We start from the raw sequence: 23,361 nt of genomic DNA, 5'->3' as shown, positions 1-23,361 counted from the left end.
GGTAGGGGCACAGCACTGCTCATTGGTGTCAACTTAAGGTGAAAGCCTTTTAAAACCTCGTTTCCAGCCTCTGGCTGGAAATGCACTTCATCGCGGCTCTGCCGCAAGTCTTGAGGCGGAGCCTCTCGGAATGCCTTCCCAGTCAGAGACTAGGAACGAGACAATCTCTAAAAGCTGGTTCTAGACTAACTTTCACGTTAAGTTGACACGGATGAGCACTGCTGTGCCCTTAAGATCATCTGTACGTTAGTTACCAAGTTGCAATCTGCTGTATAAAGAGTTTCTATCTCTTGCCTCCTACCTCAAAACCTGTAGCTTTGTACTTTATGCAAAAGAAAACTGCTGTATTAATTTCCAAAAGAAGGGGGCGAGCGCTTTTTGTTCTTGTCTCAGAAAAAATGCAAAGTACGAGCAATGCCTGCGGTTCTTGCTAGCCTACATACTACAGTTCATTTGACCCCATTCCTCATTCCCGTTTCTAGAAAATAAAAAATTTATCTGATAGCTAAACATTAGTATATATTTTATTTTTATCTATATAATTAACATTTTATTATTATTGCAAAAAAAATCTAATAATGGACTATTTTAAATAATATAATCTGTCCCAAATAATTATAGCGAAAAAACATGAAAAAGATAGCAATTGCCACCTTTGAAGCTCTTTAACTTTTAGCTATAGGAAGTATTTTTCCAGAATTAGCAAATGCAGCTACTGTAAAAATTTCTTCTTACGATGTTACTAATACACACCTGTCAGGCTTTGGTGGTTGGAATCATAATTATAATGGAACAATTAACAGTAACGGCAATGGAACTTATAACTACTCTGATGGCTCTGGAACACTAAATGATGGTCTTATAGGAACTGATCTTGGTAACACTCATCTTTTCTTCAAGTCAGATAACTCGACAATCAGTACTTTTCTCAACCAGAAATCAACAATTGCAAACATCAAGCTATTTTCATATGGCCCTACTGATAATGGTATTCCTGGCAACATTGACGCTGTAAATATAACAATCAATGGAATAAGTCAGACTTTTTCTACTATAGGGTTTCAGCCTGAAGGAATACCTCCTAATAATATTAATAGGCTAGTTAATGAACTAATTGACTTTTCTAATTCAATATTTCCAAACGTTGTAAGTGATAAAGTAACCTTCTCCAATTTTCAGACAAGTGGTAATTTCCCAGAGTATTACAGCATTTCGGAAATTGTTTTTGATCAAGCTGCTGCTTCTGTCCCTGAACCTCTTAGCCTTGGGGGTATAGCTGTTGCTGGTGCAATGGGATTATGGATGAAACGCAAGCGGAAAGCATCTTCAACTGTATAAAGATTTGTTTAGACTTTAGCACAAAGAATTAAAAAGAATGTGGAGTTGAATGCTCATATTTGGGGTTACAAACTTCTATCTAAAAGAGTTTCAGTCATTTAGTCAAATTTTTAACTGAAACTGAAACTGAGAAAATTGCTAAACATAAGAGTGATTAATCAGCCAAAATTCGATTCAGATACTGTAAAATTGCCACGACAATCAGCACACTCAAAGAAAAGCCGAGCCAGAAACTATCAGTAATAATTCGCGGTTGATCTAATGCCCATCCACCCAAGGGATGACCAATAAAATAGCCAACAGCCCAGCACACAGCGTTGATGGAGAAATAAACGCCGCGTTGATTTTCCGGGGCTAACTCAGTGACTAAAGAGGCAGCAGATGGGGTATAAGAAACAATCGCAACAGCAAATACTCCCAATGCCAATGCTACCCAAACCAGATTATGAGATGGGGCAGTACCGCTTACCCAAATCAGGCCAAAACCAATTGCCCACAAAATAGCAGACACAGTAAGTGCAAGTGTATGAGAACAGCGTTTTAAGGCACTAGTAACAGGCAATTGACAAATGATGGCTATCACTAGATGCCAAGCAAATAGAACGCTAATCGTAGTTTGGGCTAATCCTTCGGTAGTACTTTTAATAACAAAGTTTTTGAAGTAAAGCGGCAGGATGCTATGGATTTGAGAAATATAGATTGTGAAGAATATATTAACTGCTATGTAGACCAGGAAGCGGCGATCGCTTAATACTGCCATCCAAGAAGCAAAATGTTCTGTCTTTTCAGATTCCCCCATCTGCTGTTGTTCGGTTTCAATAATTCCCGCATAAATAACACCAAAAAATAACAGAAAAGAGATGGCATCAATCACAAATAGCCATCGATAACTTCCAATTATCGCGATCAAAAACCCTGCTAGCACAATTCCGATCGCTAACCCCAGATTATCTGCTAATCGGGCGATCGCAAAAGTTTCGCGGCGATTATCAATCTCACTGGCATCAGCAACAACAGCTTCAGCCGCCGGCCAATAAAAACCTATCCCTAAACCGCTAATCAAGCTACCAATTACCAAAATAGTAAAATTATTGGTTGCAGCTAAAACTAGAGAACCACTTGCTGAAATCGCCGTGGCTAGCAACAAAGTCCGGCGGCGTCCCCAGTGTTCAGAATCAGCTAAAGAACCACCTACAATCCGCCCTAGAATGCCGGAAATCGAGCCACTACCCAAGGCTACCCCGACACTGGTTGCAGATAAACCAACTTCATTGACAAAAAAGATGGGAGCGTAAAACAGGGTAAAGCCGGTGCCAACTTCCGAGAGAAATCTACCAATTGCGAAAATCCAAACCTGGGGATGTATCGAGGGCAGCCACGATGATAACTGGGATTGAGAAGCTAATTTCATCAGTTTAAATGTCATAGTTTCCTGACATTTTGGTAATTCTTATCATTGGCTACAATTTTCCTCACTCATTCCACAAGGTTTCCACAGGGATTTTAGCAGTTTTCCACAGGTGCTCAACGAACTAATGGGCTTCTTAGAGTCTGATTGGGGATTGTTAATTGACAGTGACAAGGAACTTTAAAGACTGAGTTTTTGTAAAGTAAAGTAACGAAAAATCGGCTTGAAACCTGATTATTTCGTTCGTATTTATTTTTTATACAATCGTTTTTAACATTTCGCAGCATTGACAAACCCACCCCCTCTTGGCGCACAATGATTCGGCTTGCTTTTGTAGTCCGTTCAACCGTTGGCATCAAATGTGTAAAATATATTACCACCAGATGTGGGCGCAGATTGTCGGGCTAGCGAAAGAGCGTGTGAGGTAGCCCTAAGCCGCTTCACCGCAAGCAACTTGTCCCTCTTGATTATCCTCATAGGAGGAAAATCTCATGAAAGCAACGGTTAGCATCTTTACAGAAATTCCCGAAACACTCCACGAATCTTTAAAAAACTACTTAGAAAAGCATCCCGATTGGGATGAAAACAGAGTGTTGACGGCGGCGTTATCATTGTTTTTACTCCAAAATGGAGATAGCGATCGCCGTGCTGCCCGAGTCTATCTGGAAACTTTGTTCCACCACTCCTCAGTAGAAATGCCCAGCATCGATTCACCCGCAACGGCTAATCTACTAGACACCCCATAGGTACTGGTATGTAGGGCGTTATTCTAACTCATGCCCTAATATGGGCACGGTTTGCCGTGCCCCATTAATACTGTCCGTTCGCTCATTCTTTTGACATCAGATCAATATTTAATAAAACCTATATCTGATATAGGTTTTAACTTTTGTAGGCAATTTCTGATTTCCCTTTTTATTACAACTTACTAGTTGAAATCAACTATAGCAATCCGATTTGATTTGTGAAAAAATCTAAGTATATGTAAGGTGTGTTATCGCGTAGCGTAACGCACCTGGAATCAGAGGTGGTGCGTTAGCCTTTGGCGTAACGCACCCTACGTATATTTCAAAAATCAAATATCAGTCCTATAGTAAGTTGTAATGTTTACGACGGGCTACGCCTACACTATTTTGGCAAAGCCTGAAACAGTAATTCTGTCGTCAGTAAGAAAGAAAAGTCAGATCGAAATAAGCGAACGGACAGTTAATCGGATTTTGAGCCGAAGCGATCGGCCATCTGGAGGCAATATTACAACAAAAAAGATCAGTAGATTCTGATCCTTAAAGAGGTTCCAACAGTTTCTGGTGTTGCTAAAACTAATTGGTAATAGTGCAAGATTTAGAATTGAAGCAAGACTTGAATATATTCGCTGGTCGTTAGTAGTTGTTATCTAGCGGTTTTCTTTTGGATACAAACACGTTCAGACAGTAGCAGACCTATGCGTGCCTAGGAACTCCACCTTAAGCACCGCCATATCTACCAAAACAGTCACAAGCAAAGAAATATTTTCCAGTGGACTATCTTCCCTGTCCACTGTCTTAAAGGGATAAATCGATATCTCAAATAACTACTTAGTCTGTATTTGAGGAATATCTACCTATTTTGATTGTCTAAATTTGTCTTTTACTAAAGCCAAAGAAATTCACCACCAACTCCCCCAAAAGTTAACAGTCAAGAGTTAAAAAACTCTAGACTATAAACTCAGGACTTGGCTTCTAACTGCTGGGGATAGCTAGGAGATTCAAACTTATACCCTACGCCACGTACAGTTTGAATTAATGCTGGCTGACTAGCATCAATTTCAATCTTCTTGCGAATTTGGCCTATATGCACATCTACAACTCGCTGGTCGCCGACATATTCATAGTCCCAGACCTCTTGGATTAGTTCTGCACGCCGCCAAACTCGACCTGGATGACTGGCTAAAAAATGCAATAAGTCAAATTCCAGAGCAGTTAAGAGTACTGGTTGGTTATTAAGTGCCACCTCCCGTCGCACCGGATCAATCATAAGTTTTTCAAATACCAAGCGTTTCTGCTCGGCGCTAGTTATCACTCGCTGACGCCTCAAAATAGCTCCGACTCTGACTTCTAGCTCTCCCAGCCCAAAAGGCTTGGTGAGATAGTCGTCAGCACCTTTAGAAAAACCGCGAATTTTGTCAGCTTCATCAGCACGGCTAGTCAACATCAAAACAAAAACACCATTACGACTTTGCATCTCTTGGCAGAGGTTAAACCCAGTGACATCTGGTAAATTCACATCTAAAATTACCAAATCAGGGTTAAATTGCTCAAATAGAGCTAAGGCTGTCTTTCCATCTTCGGCAGCCTCCACCTGATAGTTCTGCTTAATCAAAAAGCGTTGGATTAGATTCCGAACCGCAGGGTCGTCGTCAACTACAAGAATCTTGGCAGGAGCCATGACCATTACTTTGCACAAAAATTCGTAAGATTAACAAGAGGGTTGCTTAAAAACGCAGTTGCCACTTTGGGACTAACTAAGAACCTACATAGCTACGGTACAAGAATCCTGATCATTTTAAAGATAAATACTGTAATCAGGATTGTCAGCGATGAGAACACTAAACTTCTGTTAGCCACAGTATATAGGCGCTCTGGTTTTAGCCGCAACAACTGTTGCGGCTAAAACACCTTTTTGATCCCAGTTAGGTGGTAACTTAAAACGTTTTAATTTTAAATCGAGATGTGGATATATACCACAAGCGATTATTCAGTATAATTAAAAAAACTCTGTTAGGGTACAGTGAGTCGCCAAATCTGAAACAGTAAAGTTGATTTTTTCATCAAAACTATGTGTTTTAGGTATTCTCCGTTCAAATTCTAGATTAGAGCCAGAACTAGGCAACGACATGAGGGTATATACGGAGTTATGGCGATATGTTAAAGTGACTACAGTTGAAATTATAAAGTCGATCAAACTAACCCGTGCTACTATCCTGGTAGGGCATAAGATAGATCGAGACTTTAGTTGAGATCAAAACAAAACCTAAAGCTGTTTTTTCTTCGATAAAAGACTGCCGCTGACTGAGGCTGAAGTAACAAACTCCCATGAGCGATCAAAATCCCTACGAAAAACTTGGGGTATCAGAAGAGGCTAGCTTCGATGAAATTCAGGATGCTCGTAATCGCCTATTCGAGCAACATAGTGGCGATTCCAAGCATTTAGAAGTAATTGAAGCGGCTTACGATGCGATTTTAATGGATCGCTTACGGATGCGCCAGGAAGGTAAAATTAAAGTCCCTGAGCGTATTCGGTTTCCAGAGCTGCGAGTGCAATCGCCTCCTAAAGAAAGTCCAACCCCTAGCGAGCAGTCACCTGCATGGCTGCAACGGATGCTGGATCAGCCAACGCCTGCGGATATTCTCTTACCAGGAGCTTGGTTTCTTGGTTTGAGTTCTATTAGCCTGTTTTATCCAGAGGGAGGGGATCAGGTTTTGCAGTTAGCATTGGTGGTTGGGGTAGGTACCAGTATTTACTTTCTCAATCGCAAGGAAAGCAAATTTGGTCGAGCAGTTTTGTTCACCCTGGTCAGTTTAATAATTGGCTTAATCGCTGGTGGACTAGTTGCTAGCTGGCTTTTACCACAAATATCATTTACCAGTCTGGGAACGAATCAGTTCTCTACTGTAGTAACGTTTATATTGTTGTGGTTGGTTAGTAGCTTTCTACGCTAAATTGCTACCCGTAAGCAAGTTTCTATAAAGAAGACGTGGTTTATATGTGTTCTTCTTAAAATTTGAGAGTCAGGAGCCAGAATACCTTTTGTGGCTCCTATTTTAATTTGCGACCTGAATGTTGATTAATTCAATCTGTTACAGCTACAAAGCCTTTTTAGACAAGGTGTTTAGCTTTTAGATTCACTTTGCAAAAGCATTACACTGTACCTAAAAAGTCAGTGTGAGATGGATAGCAGGCGGTGACGATTCTATCTTTGCTCATGAGTAATGGTCAGCCCCAACTCTTGGAGACGCTACGCGAACGGGGAAGTCAAAAGTCAAAAGTCAAAAGTTAAAAGTAAGAACCCCCCACTGTATTGTTTGCAATCAGTGATGGGAGTATGTCATAACTAAATCTACAGCAGCGCTGAAATCCTTAACGATTAAGTCGGGGTGGTAAAGTTCCAATTGGGTGCGATCGCGGATGCCAGATTCCACAGCCATCACCTTAATACCATAATTTTTAGCTGCGGTGATATCGGCTTCGGTATCTCCCACCATCCAGGTATCAGCAGCCGGGGGTAGTTCTTCTAATGCCCTAGCCATTAACAAGGGCTTATCTTCAATATCGCGAGTTTTAACGTAGTCGTTATTCAGGCAATAACAACGATTTTCCGGGAAAAATCTGCCTAAATCGTGTTTTTTAAAGGCATAATCTAGTTCTCGAAATCGGCGCATGGTCATAACAGCCAAATCAATTCCAGCTTGTTGAATTTTTAACAATGCATCCACAGCACCAGGCGCGAGAGTGTCATAGTGAAAGTAAGGTTCTGTATGCACAGTTTGCCGCCGCAACTGGGCAAATTCTTGGGCTTGGGCTTCGTCTAACCCAGAATTTAAGGCAATTTGTTTTTCGGGAATGCGCGATCGCTTTAACTGCCAAAATTCCGCTTTCGGAAGTTCTTTCACTACTTGGTTTGGGCGATGGGTTTTCTCCAAACAGAATTGATAAACACGGTAGTACCGTTCGGAAACATCAATAATTGGGCCGTCGAAGTCAGTAATCAGTCTTAGCATCGGCGGAAAATGTTAATTCTTATTAAAATTATCTCAGATATATGGCTATTTTTCGAGAGTAACAAGCTACTCAACAGTCACAATCAGTTTTTTAAAATATTCACTGAAAGCGGGGTGAGCTTTTAATGTCCAGCCATTAACATTCATACAAAAATAAAGCCATCTGGTAGCTGCTGATTAAAATCAACTGTCATACCTTTGGTAAGAGCTTCTGCACAATGATACAAATCTTTAGTGAGAGGTTCAATAAAACTAGGGCTATGAGCAATATCTTTGTCAATTAAGTCTAAGAACGTTTCTGTATAAAATTTGGCTTTAATTTTGTGAAATTTTTTATTGGTTCTTTTTGCCTTTACATTGCTTTGGCTAGAGTAAAAGACTACCTGACTTTTAGCTTTCTAAGAAAAGCTATAAAATACTTACGTGGGTGTGCGTGACTAGTAACTTCTACAATAGCAATATAATTATGTCTATCACGAGACTTGACTTTCATCTTTTTTAGTTTAGTTTTCGCCTTCTATATCTAATTAATCTCAATATCTTTGACTCTGCAAGTTACTTACAAATCCAGGCTATCATCATTAAGTCCATATAAATACTACAAAAAAGGTAAATTGTACTGGGGCATCATTGCAAAGTACCGCGTTTGATTTGTTCGCTTTCAATAGCTTCAAATAAAGCGCGAAAGTTGCCTTCACCAAAACCTTTAGCTTGGAAACGGCGCTCAATAAACTCAAAGAAAAATGTTGGCTGTTCAAAAATGGGCTGGGTGAAAATTTGCAGTAGTAGGGGCGCAATTTGTTCTGCCCCTACAAGAGGATATTCTTGCCAATCCACCAGAATTTCCTGTTGAGCGATCGCTTCCAGTTCTAGGGGTGATAAGGTGAGTCCTGGGCGCTGTTTTAGTTGCGAGTAGTAGCTTTCGGGAACTGAGAGTAAGGATAAACCACTGGCACGAAATTTAGCAATCGCACTTACAAGATTAGTCGTCCGCAAGGCAATATGTTGAATTCCTGCCCCCCGGTTGACATCAAGAAACTCTTGAATTTGGGAATTGCTGGAAGCCGGTTCATTAATGGGCAATTGGACGCTACCATTGCGCGAAACCATCACCTGGCTGTGTAAACCAGAACGATCAGTTTTAATTTTAAATGCTTGCTGGGGTTGAAAATCTAGGATCTTTTCATACCAACCGACAGCAGACTCTAATTCACCAACTGCCACGTTCAATACTACGTGATCTATGGCGGTAAAAGTGTTGTCATTTGTCATTTGTCCTTTCTCAAAAACTAATGACGGATGACTACTGACTAATGACCTTTCTATCAACGTATGAGTCAGTCCACCCCAGGCGGCAATTTTGCCACATTTGAGGAATACCGTACCCACCTGGCGTTCCTGGATCGGTTGTAAGATTGTAGCACCGTGCATTTGAGCTAGTGCGATCGCGCCTTCGACATCTTCGACAGCAAAAGCGACATCTGCGACACCTGGTGGATATTGACGGAGAAACTCAGCTACTGGACTTGTGGGCAACAGTGGTGAAGATAGAAAAAAGCAGACAGTACCACTTTCCACCACTTCTGTACAAGTATGAAATGAACTGATGCGATCGGCTACTACTTGAAAACCAAGATGGTGTACAAACCAATCCCGCCATACTTTGGCGTCTTCTACATAGAAATGAACGTGATCAATTTTCATAGATACTGAAAAACCAGCATAAAAGTTTATATATCTGTAAATTTTGCCTTTTTTGCTAGATTTTCAGGTCTTTCATAAGCAAGAATTATCTAGGCGTTCTCTCACTTTAAAAGAACAAATGACTATCAGGTTGAATATTAATTTCCATTGGCACAGCTTGCGGTTCGGCAGAAAGGGCAAAGAAAATCGCATTGGCGGCAGTTTCAGGACTGAGCATTTTTTTCCGGTCTACTTTTAGGTTGACATTATCCCAGAAAGGAGAATCTACCCCACCAAAGTAGAATAGCGTGAACTTGATACCAAAACGCTTGAGTTCCTCTGCCATGCACTTGCTGAAACCGACAACACCAAACTTAGAAGCAGAATAAGCTGCTGCCATCCCCATCGAATGCTTGCCCAGAATTCCTACCACATTACAGATGTGACCAGACTTGCGCTTTTGCATCTCTTCAGCAGCCGCTTGAGTGGTGTAAAAGCTGCCTTTTAAGTTGACATCTAGCATCTTGTCTAAATCAGCGGGTTCCAGGCTGTTGTAAGGCTTGAGTATACCGGCACCAGCTGCATTCACCAAAATATCGATTTGACCAAACTTAGCGACGGTCTTTTGGATCAAAGTATCTACTTGTTGGGGGTCAGTAATATCGGTGGGAATACTCAAAACTTGCCCTGGTAAATCAGCTGCCAGTATTGTTAAACGAACCGCATCTCTCGCAGCCAGTACCAAGCGTACTCCGGTAGGTGCAAGTTTGTGTGTTAAAGCTGAACCAATACCACCAGTAGCACCGACAACGACAACAACTTTATCCTGCATTGGATTATTTACATTTATTTATATCTTTTTACATAATACTGAATTATAGGCTCAGGCTGTACGTAGACATTGAGAAAATATTTACTCACCGAGTAGCGCTGTTACCTCATATTCCTTGCCACTTGCTTTTAATGTAAATGTCGGAGATGATTCTAAATATTTGGTAAAACTAGAACCTAACTTTAATTTTTTGACAATTGAACTAGGAGATTCTCCGGTTATTTTCTGTAACTCTGAACCTAGCTTAGATACAGATAATTGAGTTTGGGGAGACTTTATTTGTATATCTTGAATAATTTTTACTAGTAATTTATCTAATGTTTTTCCATTAAGAATTTCTGCCGAATCTGATTTTTTTTCTTGCTCTTGAATAGATTGTGTAAATGAGTTATCTAGAACAGGGATTATTTCCTCAATTTCTGGTTGTTTGGGATTATGTTTAATATTGATATTCCATCTTTCTTGAAATAAACTCGCAATAGCCGCTAAACTACTTAATCGAGCATTGATTGATTCTTGCTCATTTTTAATTAAATCTTGAATTTGCTCAACCACTTTTTCAAAAGTTGGAACTTCTGCTGCCATTGCTAAGGAATAATGAGTTAATTTGTTAGTATTTCGGTTTTGTATATGCAAAGTTTGCCCTTGTCTACGTACCCAATAGACAATCAATCCCTGGTTTTGGAGTTCGTTACAGAGGTGAATTAAAATTCCATCGCTAGAACAGACTAAGATTTCTTTGACTGTTGGATAAGAGCGTAAAATACAAGCACCAAATGGGATCATTTTTGCATCAGCATTATTCTTACCGTCAGGCACATGGATAAGTTGATAACCACGATTATATAGTTCAATATCTTGTTTGCCAATACTGGGGTTTCTCCAGTTAGCAAATGCCATTTTAACTTGGAGAGGATACTCACATACACTGGCTAAAAATAATTCTGAATTAATATCTAATTTTAAGTTTTCTGCATCCAAAAGTAGAAGAGATATTCCTATTTCTAATTGATGTTTAATTTCATTTTTTTGCTGAATTCTCAGGAGCAATTTACTGAACGCAGCAGATTCTAACCAATCAGGCGATAATATAGTTTGCAGCAGTTCTTCAGCTAATGTCAAACTACAAGAGTCAAGACTTTTCTCTGTGGCTTTTTCTTCTAGCAGGTTTTTTACTAAAGGAACTTCCGTTGCTTCAGCCATAAAGACTTTAGTATGCCCGTTGCCGTTAGCAAGCAAGTCAGTTTCCAAGGAATCAGGGAATAGAGGCTCAAGGAATTGTTTACCACAATTTTTGCAGAAGTAATTCTGCTTGTCATTCCGACGACCATTTTTACGATATGAAGTAGATTCGCACCGGGGACATTTCATTTTGTGATTCAGGTGGTCTAGAGCAGATACTTGTCTTTAAATATATAGTATAAAAAAATACTGTCAATGTCAGATGGTATTGCCCAACACAAGAAAAACTCAAAGCAAAGGGAAATTAAATAATTCATAATTCTCACCTCCGGCGAGAAGCAAGCTACGTAATTCGTAATTCGTAATTTGTAATGACGCTCTCTACGAGACGCTACGCGAACGCTAACGTAATTCGTAATTAAGTTTTGCATTAGTGAAGCTTTAGCTAGTCCGCGAGCGTCTGGGGATTTTAATCCCACCGCAAAACTTGTCGCTTGTTGCGAGGGACTTAGACCCCTCAAAAATGTTAAATTCAACCCCTAGTTTCTGCTTGCACCATGTAGTAGCCCTCTAAGCAGCTAGAATTTAAGAAACACTTCAATTGACGCGGGCGAAAACGTAGTCGCGGGTGCGAGAATCCAGGGGGTTAGTAAAGATTTTATTTGTAGTACCAAATTCAACCATTTGAGTAATCCGATTTTCATTCCTACAAAAGAAAGCCGTAAAATCAGATAGGCGAGTTACTTGCTGCATATTGTGAGTAACCATCACAATTGTCAACTTAGAACGCAAGTTATGGATCAGATGCTCAATTTTCATGCTACCGACAGGATCAAGACCTGAACAAGGTTCATCCATCAACAGAACGTTTGGCTTGACTGCTAAAGCACGGGCAATACATAATCTTTGTTGTTGACCACCAGAAAGCTCTAAAGCAGATTTGTGCAGCTTATTTTTCACTTCATCCCAAAGTTCGGCAGTTTTGATGGCAGATTCAACGATTCCATCTAATTCTACTTTTGGATGCCATCCAACTAATTTCACCCCATAAGCAACATTATCGTAAACGCTCATGGGAAAAAGGTTTGGCTTGGGAAAAACCATACTAACTTGGCGACGTAAGCGATTGATGTTAACACGACGCTCATAAATACTCTGCCCAAAAAATTCTACTTTTCCTTCAACCCTCACTTCTTCTTCTAATTCACTCATGCGATTTAACGATTTAAGAAAAGTAGACTTGCCACAACCACTAGAACCAATAATTGCCGTGACTTGGTTTTGGTAAATATCCATTGACACGTCTTCAACTATCTTTTGAGTGTCGTAATAGAAGCTGAAGTTTTTGACTCTGATGGCTGGAATTAGTTTACTCATATTCCCAAAACGTGTGAAATAAAACTTGACTAAGTAAAACACTACAAATCAGCACTGTTGTTTCACTATGTTACTCCTAAAAGGAGATATTCATAGAAATTACGTAGCTATACGGTAGTCATACAGCAGATAAACTGCTATTAAGTACTTATTACATAAGATTATTCCTTTGTACAGTGCGTAAGTTATAAAGTATCCTCTGGCACCAGATGGTTCCACAAAAATTCTTAAGCCACGCTAGGACATACCTTAACCGAAACGCCCTGAAATGTAGTCGCGGGTGCGGGGGTCTAGTGGGTTGTTAAAGATTTGCTCTGTAGCGCCAAATTCAACCATTTGCCCAATCCGACTTTCATCGGTGCTGAAGAAAGCCGTAAAATCAGAGACGCGAGCGGCTTGCTGCATATTGTGAGTAACGATCGCAATTGTCAACTGAGACTGCAAACTATGGAGCAGTTCCTCAACTTTCATCGTAGCAATGGGGTCAAGAGCCGAGCAAGGCTCATCCATCAGCATAACTTTCGGCTTGACTGCTAAAGCACGAGCAATACATAATCTTTGCTGTTGACCACCAGAAAGCCCTAAAGCTGATTTATTCAGCTTATCTTTCACTTCATCCCAAAGAGCAGCGCTGTGAAGTGCAGATTCGACAATTTCATCTAATTCTACTTTTGAATACCTGCCTGCTATTCTCATCCCGTAGGCAACATTTTCGTAAATACTTATCGGAAAAGGATTCGGTTTTTGAAACACCATACCAATTTGGCGGCGTAACCGATTGATGTTGACACGAGGAGCATAAATATTCTGACCAAAAAATTCTACATCTCCTTCAACTTTCACTGGCCCTTCTAATTCGCTAATCCGATTCAGAATTTTGATGAAGGTAGATTTACCACAACCACTAGGCCCAATAATCGCCGTTACTTGGTTCCGATAAATATCCATTGACACCTTTTCGATCGCTTTTATTGTGCCATAGTAAAAGCTGATATTTTTAACTTTAATGGCTGGAATTAGCTTATTCATAACTTGCCCAAGATGCGAAAAAAATTATTTTTACTTGATTCTTCTCTGTCTAATAACTAAACGAGAGACAATACTGACACATAAAATTAAGCTGAGTAGAACTATAGAAGTAGTCCATACTAATTGGCTTTTTTGTGGGTCGGGGTCGTTGTAGAGGTTAAAAATCAATACTGGCAAGGAAGCTGTTGGACTTAACAATCCTTCTGACCAATCTAGACTAAATAAAGCAGTAAAAATTAAAGGTGCTGTTTCACCAGCAGCACGAGCTACAGCTAGTAAAATGCCTGTAGTAATTCCGGGAATTGCAGCAGTCACAACGATGCGAAAAGTAGTTTGGAAGCGAGTTCCACCTAAAGCAGCGGAGGCGAGGCGTTGAGATGTGGAAATAAGTTTTAAAGATTCTTCTGTTGTCAGTATAATTACGGGTAACATAATCACAGCTAAAGCAAAACCACCTGCGATCGCACTAAATCCTTTAGTTACCAAAACTATCACACCGTAAGCGAATACGCCTACAACAATTGAAGGCACACCTGTCAGAATACTGCTGATAAAACGAACAATACCAGCAATTGGATTCGTTTGACCAAATTCCGCCAAGAAAATTCCTGTCATTATCCCTGTGGGAATGCTTAAAATAGCACCAATTACCACCATGATTATGGTTCCCAGGATGGCATTACCAAAGCCATTGTCAATGACTGCTTTGACAAACATATCTGATTTCAGTCCAGATATTCCTCGGACAATAATTTCCCACAAAATTGATAATAAAGGAATAAGTGCCAGAACTGTCAAACCAAAAGCGATCGCATTCATTGCATAGGTAAATATTACTCGCTCTGTTGGCAGAGGACTACATAATTCTGTCGCCAGAGATTCATCAGTTTCAGGCTGGATGTAACCACTCATATTTTTTAGAATTTTTGATTTATAAATGTCTTGTAACACTGAGATGAGAAATTTTATCAGTGTTATGAAAGTTGCTTTTATTAAATAAATACAAAAGGCGCAAATAGAAAAAAAGAAAATTTAATTTTTGTTTAAGTCCCACTATAGCAATCCTAAATAAGTTGTGAAAACTAGTTTTTTAATCTAACCACAGAAACACAGCGAAAAGTCGGAGCGCCAGCTTCCGGCGATCTGAACTTTTCAAGACAGAGAACACGGAGAGGTAAGAAATAGAGATTTTCACAAATGATTTAAGACTGCTATGTATTTTCTATTTGTATTGGTTGTATATTTTTGGCAATCTTAAACTGAAATAGTATTATGCATTTTTTCTGCTAACCCATTTCACCAAAAGTACAGCACCAATATTTACAGCCAGAGTCAACACAAACAAAATCAATGCCAAATAGCTTAAAGCGCCTATATGCAATCCTGGTTCAGCTTCGGCAAATTCATTAGCTAATACAGAGGGAATTGTATAAGCTGGATCGAGTAAGGAGGCACTGATTTGAGCAGAGTTGCCAATCACCATAGTGACAGCCATTGTTTCGCCCAAAGCACGTCCTAAAGCGAGCATTGCTGCACTCACCATTCCCGAAAATCCAGCTGGTAGCAAGACTCGAAAAATTGTTTCCCAACGAGTGCCACCCAAAGCCATAGATGCGCTACGTAATTCTTTAGGAATAGCCATTAACACGTCACGAGTAATTGCTGCCATTGTGGGCAAAATCATGATGGCTAGAATAATTCCAGCAGTTAACATATTAGTTCCAGAAGGGTCTTCTGTATTAAAAAGTGCTATCCATTTAAAAGTGCTGGACAGCAACTTTTGTAGAGGTTCTAGAACTGGAATAAAAACAAAAATTGCCCACAAACCAATAATGACACTGGGAATTGCTGCAATTAATTCAACAACAAATGCTAAGGTTGTTCGTAGCGATGAAGGTAAGAAATTTTCACTCGTGACTAAGGCTACTGCTATTCCCACTGGCACAGCGAATAAAATAGCGATCGCACTACTCACTAAAGTTCCATAAATATAGGGTAATGCACCAAAAATCTGATTACCTGTATCCCAATCTTGACCCCACAAAAACCCCAGTCCAAACTGCTTAATGGCTGGTAGAGCTTCGTGTAAAATTACCCAACTCATCAAAAATAGCACTGCAACAGTAATCACGGCAAAAAAGTATACTAGCCGTGTAAAACATTGGTCAAACCATAAATTTGCGCCACCGATAGCTGTTAAATTGAAATTTTCATCGCCTAGATTTGAATCATGTGATGAATTTATGTCGGCTGGTTCAGATGAATTTGCCATTACAAATCAATAAAATAGATTTTTTTCTTGCTATCAGAGTAAGTTGTTAACTCACTCTATTAGGAGAGGAAAGTATAGCGCTTCTTATTTGTATACAATAGACATCTCCAGAAATTAAATATGCGTTATCTAGAACCCTTGTAGAGACGCGAAATTTCGCCTCTCTACATTCTTTTTCGGAGATGTCTAATACATTTTGACCTCTCTCCTTTTAGGAGAGAGGCTTTGAGGCTTACTCCCCAACGCTAGCTTTTAAGGGGGTGGGGCTTAGGTCTGTATTCCATACAATTGAGAACCGCTATAGTAAGATTGCAAGTTAAGGCTTCACAGAGCTGTTCACTGTCTGAAGTACCCGATTTGCCACATCAGATGGAATTTTGGTGTAGTTAAGGTCATCGTTATATTGTTGACCGTCTTTCAATACCCAATTAACCCATTTCTTAATAGCATCAGCTTTGGAAGCATTAGCATACTGTTTGTAAACTATTATCCAAGTAAGACCTACGATTGGATAACCTTGTCCTGGATCTCCGACAAAAACGCGGTAGTTGTCTGGAAAATTCACAGTTGACAAAGCTGCATTTGCAGATTCTAAAGAAGGAGCAACAAATTCTCCTTTCTTATTTTGTACCTGTGCTGATTTCAGGTTATTTTGGACAGCGTAGCTATATTCTACATAACCAATAGAACCGGAAGTACGAGATACTAAGGCAGCTACGCCTGGATTGCCTTTGCCTTTGAGGACGTTTGGCAGATTCCACTTGGGAGCAGTGTTAACTCCAACTCTACCTTTAAAATAACCACTGGTAGCACTTAAGTGGTTAGTAAAAATGAAAGTTGTACCGCTACCATCGGCGCGAACAACGAATTTAATTGATTGATTTGGTAAATTGACACCCGGATTATCAGCTTTAATTTTTGCGTCATTCCATTTGGTAATTTGACCTGAGAAAATTGCTGGTAGTGTACTCCGGGACAATTTAAGATCATTAACGCCTGGAAGATTATAAACCACAGAAACAGCACCGCCTGCTGTGGGTACTAAGATTACACCGTTCTTGACTTTAGCGATTTCATCATCTTTCATTGCAGCATCACTACCACCAAAGTCAACGGTTCCAGCAATAGTTTGACGAATACCACCGCCACTACCAATTGCTTGGTAATTAATTTTCAAGTCTGGATATTTCTTCTTAACTTCACGAGCATAGCGTTCATAAAGTGGAGCCGGAAAAGTTGCTCCTGCACCATTGAGAGTTTCAGCTTGTGCGATCGCACCAAAAAATGGACTAAGTGCAACAGAAGTTGTCACCACTGAAGTAGCAATGACACGATTCCAAATGGCGGTCGAAAAAATCATATTACCTCTGATTAAAGGAATACTTCTCTGCTGTAATTTCAGCCTTAAACTAAGCTACATTTTTTATGGTTAATTTTTCTTTAACGTTGGATAAATAAAAAGTTAAAGTACGTTTAATTTTTACTTTGAAACGTATTTTAATAATTTCTACTAGATTGTCTAAATTAATTTATCTAAAATATATCCAGGACTTACGCAAAATCACGAAAAAACGAACCCATTCGCGCAGCGTCTCGTTAGAGAAGGACGCAAAGGAATAAGGTTTCAGAGAGTTATTGTGTAAAGTTAGCAGGTTGGCGATGACTTGTCTCTAACGCTTGAAGACCTAGAGATATTAGCTCAAAGAGGCTTTCTTAGCTTCCATCACCGAGCATCGATACTTTAAAGCAGGATTGCAAAAGTTTTATCAAGGGTCGTCATTGGCATAACGGATTTGCCAATCAGATGCCATCTAAATTATTTGATGGTTGCTTGCGGCTACAATACATTACCAAAAGTATAAATAATCCTATTCCTGCCAGATATTTAATCGGCTCAGGTACGCTGGGATTAGGGGAAAAAAAGCCTTCGATCGCACCAGCAATAATCAACATTGGTACAATCCCAAATACTAGCTGTACCGCCTGAGAACCATACAATTTCAGTGCATCTCCACGGCGATATTTACCAGGAAATAAAATTGCTCTTGCTAATAAAAATCCCGCAGCCCCAGAAAAAAAGATCGCAGGTAATTCCAAGGAACCATGCGGAAACACAAATGCCCAAAAAGGATAAGCCAGATTATTTTGACCAACTAAAGTACCAACAGCACCAATCAATAAGCCATTAAATACCATTAAATAAGCTGTGTATGCTCCAGCCGTCATGCCACCAGCAACAGCCCCAAAACACACCGATAGGTTATTGATCATGATACTGCTGGATGCCAGAGGTTCAACGCCGACAATTGACCCCATCCACAACTTATGCTCATCTCGCACCTTAGTAATCAAACTTTCAGGTACTATCAACGACATAAAGCTGGGATTTTGCCAGGAATACCACCAAGCCACTAGCGCCCCCAGTAGAAACAGCGTCGTAGCCGCAGCAATATATGCAAATGTTTTCTGAATTACAGATGCTAATCCCCATCGATAAAATTCTTGGATTGCCTGCCATTCCTGTCGTCGCGAACCTTGGTAAATCTGCGTATAAGCACGAGTTGTTAAAGATTGTAAACTTTGGCTCAAAGTATTGCTGATTTGTTGTGTACGGGCACGAGCCAAATCTGCCGCCACTGAACGATATAAACTCGCTAACTCTCTAATTTCTGCTGCCCGTAAGGACTTTAGCCCTTTTTTTTCTATCTGCCTTAATAGAGCATCCAGACGTTGCCAATTCGGTTCTCGTCGCGCAATCCAACGTTGAATATTCATGAATTTTGGGAACACTGACTTTAACTTAGCTTAAGATAGCCTCAAATCCATCTCCGTAGTTTCAAGGAAAATTTGGTATTATGTCTGAAAATTTTGGATCTTCCGGTCAGATACAACCACTGAGTATCGGTAACGTTGTCAGTGCTGCGGTACGATTGTATCGTTCTCATCTGAAGACTTATTTGAAACTGGCTTTAATTGCTCACTTGTGGATTATAGTTCCGATCTACGGCTGGGCAAAATATGCAGCCATTTCTGGACTAATTTCACGCTTGGCTTTTGGAGAATTGATTTACCAACCTGAAAGTGTCCAAACTGCCAGCAGCCATGTTAATCCACGTCTTTGGTCATTTTTAAGCGTTGGTTTCCAAGTCGGAATATCTTTGCTGGTAATTTATTTGGGATTAGCGATCGTGGGTGGTGTCGTAGGTGTCTTGCTGGGAGGAGTCTTAGGAGGGATATTAGGTGTTAGTGCAGCTATTATAGGCACAATTATCGGAGTAATTGTAACGGTAATTCTTGTGCTGTTGGGACTAACCTGGTTCTACTCGCGTTGGGTGGTAGCTGAGGTGCCCTTAGCAGTTGAGGAAAATATCAATAGTGGCGAAAGTGTTGCCAGAAGTTGGGAGTTAACTAAAGCCTCAGTATTTCGCATTCAGGGCGTTGTTTTAGTTGCTTTTATCGTTACACTACCATTGGTGTTTGTATTAAACTATATACCCAACCTATTCCTCTTAAAGCTTGAGCAAGGTTCTACTATCTACTGGATTGTGTATGTTATTTCTTTGATCGGCAGCTTAATAGGTGGAATTTTTGTAATGCCATTCTGGCAAGCACTAAAAGCTGTTTTATACTTAGACTTGCGTAGTCGGCGTGAGGGTCTAGGTTTGCAATTACGAAAACCTCCCTCGCCAGATTTCCGTTAATTCAACACCTTAATTCAACTCTATTAATTTTCAATTAGTTAATATATGCGCTTTTTTAATCGCATCACATTCCAGACTCCAGAAAGTGTAGAGTTGGAATTTATTTTAGCGGGAATCGGCAATCGAGCTTTAGCACTGCTGATTGATTATACAGTCTTGGTTGTAACCTTGTTTGTGTTTTTCCTTGCCTGGACTGTCTTTTCGACGCAACTGTTTAATTTTTTTGATGCTCAGAATTTAGGAATTTGGTTAATAGCAATTTTCTTCATTATTGCCTTTGCAATTTACATTAGCTATTTTGTATTTTTTGAAACCTTATGGTTTGGACAAACTCCTGGTAAACGGGTTGCTAAAATCCGCGTGGTTCGAGATGATGGTAGACTTATCGGGTTACAACAAGCAACTCTACGTGCTTTACTGCGACCCTTTGATGAAACTTTATTTATTGGCGCTTTTTTAATTATGTTGGGTAGCCGCGAAAAGCGCTTAGGTGATTTGGCAGCTGGCACAATTGTGATTCAAGCCCAAACACCGACTGCATCAGCGACATTAACAATTTCAGAACAGGCAAAGGTACTCCATGAACAGTTAATCCAAATTGCCGATTTATCATTATTGTTGCCGGATGATTTTGCTGTGATTCGTGACTATTTGCAGCGACGTGGTGCAATGTCGCTAAAAGCAAGAGCCTCACTATCTCTAAAGTTAGCCGAGCAAGTTGTAGCTATTATTAATTTAGAAAAGTTGCCAGAAGCTGTTACACCTGATGTATTTTTAGAAGCTGTTTATCTTGTTTATCAACAACCGGAATTTTAGGCTGGAGATTTTATTTAGAGCATTAGACATCTGGTGAAATTAAATATGCGTTATCTAGAACCCTTGTAGAGACGCGAGATTTCGCCTCTCTACATTCTTTTTCACAGATGTCTATTGACAAAAGGCTAGGTTTACCTTATGTCGACTTTATCCATTTTTTTCACAAGCTCAAGCTATCACTGTAACCTTTGTGGGACAGTAGTTTTACTTTTTGAACTTCTTACAAAGTTGGGCGCACGGAAACCGTGACGCACCCACTTTGCGCTTCATCGATAAGCTGTGACGTGGAAAAAGTATTTGCCAAAAAGCCAGGGTTTTTGCCGGATATTCGAGAGTAATGTTTCCCATCTTTATATGCTTTATCTCAAGAGGCATGATTACAAGAAAATCGTGCTTTTCAATTTATTTTATCGGCGCGATCGCCCCTAAATTAGAAATTGCACCTGCGCGGACTAGAAAATTCAGGTTTCTTAGCCCTTGTCATGCGGGTTTTGTTTGTGTAGCCGCTTTTCCAGCGTTGTTATATAAAAACCTAGACTTATCAGATCCAATGCCCAATGCCCAATGCCCAATGCCCAATGCCCCCTCAAGTACGTCCAGTGAGGTTGGCAATTACAGCTGCTAACTCACCCGCATTAACTGGCTTCGGGACGTGGAGTTGAAAGCCTGCCAACAGGGCTTGCGTGCGCTCTTCTACCCTAGCATAGGCTGTCAGCGCCACTGCTGGAATCCGTCCTCCTTGATCTGTTGGCAGCGCCCTCACTTTCCGAATTAGTGTGTAGCCATCTTCTTGGGGCATACTAATGTCGCTCACTAGTACATGGGGTTTAAATTCTTGCAGGGCAAGCAGTGCCTCAGAAGCAGATGCAGCTGCTATGACTTGGATGCCATACTGTCTCAGAATTGTGGTGAGCAAATGACGCGCGTCTGCCTCATCATCGACGATCAGCACCCGTAAGTCATCTAGCTTCGGCAGGTAATTATTAACCTCTTGGGCATCCACCAAAGATGAAAGCTCTTCTGCTGTATTAGCCTCGACATCAACGGCTTTCATTGGCAGATTGACAATGAATGTCGCCCCCTGTCCAATTCCTGGACTTTGGGCAGAGACTGTCCCACCGTGTAATTCTACTAAGTGGCGGACGATCGCTAATCCTAATCCTAGTCCACCATGCGATCGCGTCCTGGAACTGTCGGCTTGACAAAAGCGTTCAAATACATGGGACAGAAATTCGGCAGCAATTCCCCCTCCCGTATCGCTAACCCGAATTTGTACATGGGATTGAATGCGCTGTAATTGCACATCAACTCTTCCCTTCTTGGGTGTAAACTTAACGGCGTTGGAGAGCAAATTCCACACAACCTGTTGCAAGCGGTTGGCATCACCCACAATTACCCCGACTTCCGGGTTAAATCTACACTTGATGCTAATTTCTTTGGCTTGAGCTGCTGGGCGCACAGTCTCGATTGCTGCCTCTACAAGTGTTACAAGTTTTACCTGATGAATATTTAGATGGAGTGTGCCTCTAATAATTCGGGAGACATCTAGAATATCTTCAATCAGTTGCGCCAGGGATTTGGTGTTACGCTCAATTGTCTCTAGTGCCTGGCCAGTAGTAGTTTCATTAAACTTACGCCTCGTAAGTAGTTGCGTCCAGCCCATTATGGCATTTAGGGGTGTGCGGAGTTCGTGAGAAAGTGTGGCCAGAAACTCATCTTTTATGCACCTTGCAACTTCTGCATCGGCGCGTGTTGTCTGTTCGCGTTCTTGCTCTGCTTGTTTGCGTTCTGTAATATCGCGTTGAGTTCCCCAGACTCTGACTAAAAGCCCATTTTCGACAATTCCTACCAGATTATTCCAAAAATATTTGGAATTACCTTGCTGATCTATTTTGTGGGACTCTGCATCAATTAATCGGTAGTTAGAACGGATAAAACTACGCAGGTATGCAATATTATCTAGATCGGAGGAAACGAGAAAGTCTCCTAGTCTGGCGCTGATAATTTCTTCGCTACGAGAATAGCCATACAACTGCGCCATAACATTGTTGCATTCTGCTAGGTAGGCATATTGGTAAAAATGTTGAATTTGTTCATCTTCTGGACAATGTGGCGAAATTGGTACTTCCAGTTCGATGCAGCAAATACCTTCTGAACTCTGCTCTACAAAAGTGCGGTAGCGTTCTTCGCTTTTGGAAAGAGCAAGCTCTACTTGTTTGCGTTCGCTTAAATCAAGTACAAAACTGATAATATCGTCTGAATTATTTTCTAACAAGGCACAACCTAACAGGATGGGAACGCGGCTGTCATCTTTGCGGATATATTCGTTCTCAAAGAGCTGACACACACCTTTGGTTGTGAGTTCTGCGATCGCGCGATCGTGAGCTTCAATATATTCTGGTGGTATCATGTCGCGCCATCTAACTCGCCCTGCTAGCAAATCCTCTTGCGAATAACCAACCATTTGTAAAAAAGTATCATTCGCCTCTGCGATCGCTCCATCCATTTTGGCTACAATTACCCCAATAATGTTGGAGTCTACCAACCTTCTAAACCTGGCCTCGCTCACCTGAAGATATTGTTTAGCAGTGCGTAACTCGGAATTGAGCAAGCTAATAAGTATTGTCACCAGCACAAAGAAACCTAACCGCACTACGCTGTCGAGACTCGCAACGAAGAGCGAAAACACTGGCTCTAAAAAAAAGTAGCTGACGGCTAAAGTAGACAAAGCGGTAGCCAGCAATCCTGCTTCCATGCCGCCATACCAGGCACTAACTGCCACCGCCGCAAAAAACAGCAGGAAAATAGTTGGTTCCAATAGTGACTGTAGCAATAGTGTTAGCACCAATCCGCTACCAACAGCCAATAGTGCCACAGCATAAGACGCTAGCAGGAAACGTATTCCTTTCAATGTGGCTTCTCCTTTTATGCAGCTAGCTAAAGGATTATTTCCAAAATCAGCTAGA

At 40.6% G+C, this 23,361-nt stretch carries 18 protein-coding genes and 1 pseudogene; 6 read left to right on the top strand and 13 right to left on the bottom strand.

Annotation, left to right across the window (positions count from 1 at the left end):
• Nucleotides 1-678 precede the first annotated feature (678 nt).
• Entirely contained in the window at nt 679-1,338 is a 660-nt protein-coding gene (locus PUQ00_RS32825; RefSeq protein ID WP_366145961.1) for a PEP-CTERM sorting domain-containing protein, read from the top strand.
• 154 nt (nt 1,339-1,492) lie between these two features.
• Here PUQ00_RS32825 and PUQ00_RS14950 read toward each other — a convergent pair whose 3' ends face one another.
• The gene (locus tag PUQ00_RS14950; RefSeq protein ID WP_300417833.1) at nt 1,493-2,764 is read right to left on the bottom strand and encodes an MFS transporter; all 1,272 of its coding nucleotides are present in this window, start codon (nt 2,762-2,764) and stop codon (nt 1,493-1,495) included.
• Between the two features lie 473 nt (nt 2,765-3,237).
• On the opposite strand from PUQ00_RS14950, the pseudogene PUQ00_RS14945 reads away from it, so the two are divergent.
• Nucleotides 3,238-3,429, top strand: a pseudogene (locus PUQ00_RS14945) (DUF2811 domain-containing protein); the annotation flags it as partial.
• 1,021 nt (nt 3,430-4,450) lie between these two features.
• Here PUQ00_RS14945 and PUQ00_RS14940 read toward each other — a convergent pair.
• A complete protein-coding gene (locus tag PUQ00_RS14940) occupies nt 4,451-5,170 on the bottom strand; it encodes a response regulator transcription factor (protein ID WP_300417830.1) in 720 nt (239 codons plus the stop codon).
• Between the two features lie 647 nt (nt 5,171-5,817).
• On the opposite strand from PUQ00_RS14940, the gene PUQ00_RS14935 reads away from it, so the two are divergent.
• A complete protein-coding gene (locus PUQ00_RS14935; RefSeq protein ID WP_300417827.1) occupies nt 5,818-6,444 on the top strand; it encodes a CPP1-like family protein in 627 nt (208 codons plus the stop codon).
• Between the two features lie 369 nt (nt 6,445-6,813).
• Here PUQ00_RS14935 and PUQ00_RS14930 read toward each other — a convergent pair whose 3' ends face one another.
• From PUQ00_RS14930 to PUQ00_RS14885, 10 genes are all read right to left on the bottom strand, one after another.
• On the bottom strand, nt 6,814-7,503 hold the full coding sequence (locus tag PUQ00_RS14930) for an HAD family hydrolase (RefSeq protein ID WP_300417824.1): 690 nt from the start codon (nt 7,501-7,503) through the stop codon (nt 6,814-6,816).
• Nucleotides 7,504-8,130: 627 nt separating this feature from the next.
• Complete coding sequence (gene hppD, locus PUQ00_RS14925) at nt 8,131-9,207, bottom strand: 4-hydroxyphenylpyruvate dioxygenase (protein WP_300417820.1); 1,077 nt, start codon at nt 9,205-9,207, stop codon at nt 8,131-8,133.
• 106 nt (nt 9,208-9,313) lie between these two features.
• A complete protein-coding gene (locus PUQ00_RS14920) occupies nt 9,314-10,018 on the bottom strand; it encodes an SDR family oxidoreductase (RefSeq protein WP_300417817.1) in 705 nt (234 codons plus the stop codon).
• An 81-nt stretch (nt 10,019-10,099) separates the two neighbouring features.
• Nucleotides 10,100-11,257: an NYN domain-containing protein gene (locus PUQ00_RS14915; protein ID WP_300417784.1), complete on the bottom strand. Its 1,158-nt coding sequence runs from the start codon at nt 11,255-11,257 to the stop codon at nt 10,100-10,102.
• 540 nt (nt 11,258-11,797) lie between these two features.
• Entirely contained in the window at nt 11,798-12,577 is a 780-nt protein-coding gene (pstB, locus tag PUQ00_RS14910; RefSeq protein WP_300417782.1) for a phosphate ABC transporter ATP-binding protein PstB, read from the bottom strand.
• 249 nt (nt 12,578-12,826) lie between these two features.
• Nucleotides 12,827-13,606 (bottom strand): phosphate ABC transporter ATP-binding protein PstB, encoded by a 780-nt coding sequence (gene pstB / locus PUQ00_RS14905; RefSeq protein ID WP_300417780.1) that lies wholly within the window; start codon nt 13,604-13,606, stop codon nt 12,827-12,829.
• A 30-nt stretch (nt 13,607-13,636) separates the two neighbouring features.
• The gene (pstA, locus tag PUQ00_RS14900; RefSeq protein ID WP_300417778.1) at nt 13,637-14,518 is read right to left on the bottom strand and encodes a phosphate ABC transporter permease PstA; all 882 of its coding nucleotides are present in this window, start codon (nt 14,516-14,518) and stop codon (nt 13,637-13,639) included.
• A gap of 358 nt (nt 14,519-14,876) precedes the next feature.
• Entirely contained in the window at nt 14,877-15,878 is a 1,002-nt protein-coding gene (gene pstC / locus PUQ00_RS14895; protein ID WP_300417777.1) for a phosphate ABC transporter permease subunit PstC, read from the bottom strand.
• 316 nt (nt 15,879-16,194) lie between these two features.
• Complete coding sequence (gene pstS, locus PUQ00_RS14890) at nt 16,195-17,238, bottom strand: phosphate ABC transporter substrate-binding protein PstS (protein ID WP_300417775.1); 1,044 nt, start codon at nt 17,236-17,238, stop codon at nt 16,195-16,197.
• Nucleotides 17,239-17,678: 440 nt separating this feature from the next.
• A complete protein-coding gene (locus PUQ00_RS14885; RefSeq protein ID WP_300417773.1) occupies nt 17,679-18,653 on the bottom strand; it encodes a stage II sporulation protein M in 975 nt (324 codons plus the stop codon).
• An 80-nt stretch (nt 18,654-18,733) separates the two neighbouring features.
• Between PUQ00_RS14885 and PUQ00_RS14880 the strand changes: the two genes are divergently transcribed.
• The 3 genes from PUQ00_RS14880 (at nt 18,734) to PUQ00_RS14870 (ending at nt 21,020) form a co-directional block, all read left to right on the top strand.
• Nucleotides 18,734-19,579 carry a hypothetical protein gene (locus tag PUQ00_RS14880; RefSeq protein ID WP_300417771.1) on the top strand — a complete coding sequence of 282 codons (846 nt, stop codon included), beginning with the start codon at nt 18,734-18,736 and terminating at the stop codon, nt 19,577-19,579.
• A 45-nt stretch (nt 19,580-19,624) separates the two neighbouring features.
• Complete coding sequence (locus PUQ00_RS14875; RefSeq protein ID WP_300417769.1) at nt 19,625-20,395, top strand: RDD family protein; 771 nt, start codon at nt 19,625-19,627, stop codon at nt 20,393-20,395.
• 373 nt (nt 20,396-20,768) lie between these two features.
• Complete coding sequence (locus PUQ00_RS14870; RefSeq protein WP_300417767.1) at nt 20,769-21,020, top strand: hypothetical protein; 252 nt, start codon at nt 20,769-20,771, stop codon at nt 21,018-21,020.
• On the opposite strand, the gene PUQ00_RS14865 is transcribed toward PUQ00_RS14870, so the two are convergent.
• Nucleotides 20,982-23,306, bottom strand: a complete 2,325-nt coding sequence (locus PUQ00_RS14865) for an ATP-binding protein (protein ID WP_300417765.1) — start codon at nt 23,304-23,306, stop codon at nt 20,982-20,984. The two genes, PUQ00_RS14870 and PUQ00_RS14865, sit on opposite strands and share 39 nt — an antisense overlap.
• Nucleotides 23,307-23,361 lie beyond the last annotated feature (55 nt).

The sequence above is a fragment of the Nostoc sp. S13 genome (assembly GCF_029379315.1).
Classification (GTDB): Bacteria; Cyanobacteriota; Cyanobacteriia; order Cyanobacteriales; family Nostocaceae; genus Nostoc.
The sequence above is the reverse complement of the archived record's forward strand: the minus strand, read 5'-3'. Positions and strand labels throughout refer to the sequence as shown.

Excerpts from the sequence above, each read along its gene's own strand:
- PUQ00_RS14950 (WP_300417833.1), bottom strand. The coding sequence starts at position 2,764 with ATGACATTTAAACTGATGAAATTAGCTTCTCAATCCCAGTTATCATCG.
- pstS (WP_300417775.1), bottom strand. The coding sequence starts at position 17,238 with ATGATTTTTTCGACCGCCATTTGGAATCGTGTCATTGCTACTTCAGTG.
- pstC (WP_300417777.1), bottom strand. The coding sequence starts at position 15,878 with ATGGCAAATTCATCTGAACCAGCCGACATAAATTCATCACATGATTCA.
- PUQ00_RS14940 (WP_300417830.1), bottom strand. The coding sequence starts at position 5,170 with ATGGCTCCTGCCAAGATTCTTGTAGTTGACGACGACCCTGCGGTTCGG.
- pstA (WP_300417778.1), bottom strand. The coding sequence starts at position 14,518 with ATGAGTGGTTACATCCAGCCTGAAACTGATGAATCTCTGGCGACAGAA.
- pstB (WP_300417782.1), bottom strand. The coding sequence starts at position 12,577 with ATGAGTAAACTAATTCCAGCCATCAGAGTCAAAAACTTCAGCTTCTAT.
- hppD (WP_300417820.1), bottom strand. The coding sequence starts at position 9,207 with ATGAAAATTGATCACGTTCATTTCTATGTAGAAGACGCCAAAGTATGG.
- PUQ00_RS14885 (WP_300417773.1), bottom strand. The coding sequence starts at position 18,653 with ATGAATATTCAACGTTGGATTGCGCGACGAGAACCGAATTGGCAACGT.
- PUQ00_RS14875 (WP_300417769.1), top strand. The coding sequence starts at position 19,625 with ATGCGCTTTTTTAATCGCATCACATTCCAGACTCCAGAAAGTGTAGAG.
- pstB (WP_300417780.1), bottom strand. The coding sequence starts at position 13,606 with ATGAATAAGCTAATTCCAGCCATTAAAGTTAAAAATATCAGCTTTTAC.
- PUQ00_RS14920 (WP_300417817.1), bottom strand. The coding sequence starts at position 10,018 with ATGCAGGATAAAGTTGTTGTCGTTGTCGGTGCTACTGGTGGTATTGGT.
- PUQ00_RS14870 (WP_300417767.1), top strand. The coding sequence starts at position 20,769 with ATGATTACAAGAAAATCGTGCTTTTCAATTTATTTTATCGGCGCGATC.
- PUQ00_RS14880 (WP_300417771.1), top strand. The coding sequence starts at position 18,734 with ATGTCTGAAAATTTTGGATCTTCCGGTCAGATACAACCACTGAGTATC.
- PUQ00_RS14935 (WP_300417827.1), top strand. The coding sequence starts at position 5,818 with ATGAGCGATCAAAATCCCTACGAAAAACTTGGGGTATCAGAAGAGGCT.
- PUQ00_RS14930 (WP_300417824.1), bottom strand. The coding sequence starts at position 7,503 with ATGCTAAGACTGATTACTGACTTCGACGGCCCAATTATTGATGTTTCC.